This window comes from Halorubrum sp. SS7, from assembly GCF_005435055.1.
Classification (GTDB): domain Archaea; phylum Halobacteriota; class Halobacteria; order Halobacteriales; family Haloferacaceae; genus Halorubrum; species Halorubrum salinarum.
Window position 1 is genome coordinate 1 of sequence record NZ_SGXV01000856.1, and the last position, 206, is coordinate 206.

Consider the following 206-nt stretch of genomic DNA (forward strand, 5'->3'; position numbering starts at 1 on the left):
GTTCCGGACGTTCGTCTATCCGAGAAACCCCGAATACCGCCTCGTCTCTGGCCGCTACGGTCGATGTTCGAACTCTCCCGGTCGTGTTCACTGCGCGCCACCAGGCGCGGGGTTCATTTACGAGCGACCACGTAGTTTCGACGACAACATGGACCGCCGCCACTTCCTCCGCTCGCTCGCCGCGACCGGCGCCGCCGCCGGCGCGA

General features: G+C 66.0%; 1 protein-coding gene. It reads left to right on the top strand.

Annotation, left to right across the window (positions count from 1 at the left end):
• The coding region (locus EXE44_RS20120; protein ID WP_137718167.1) for a twin-arginine translocation signal domain-containing protein at positions 1-206 on the top strand (206 nt) is incomplete at both ends.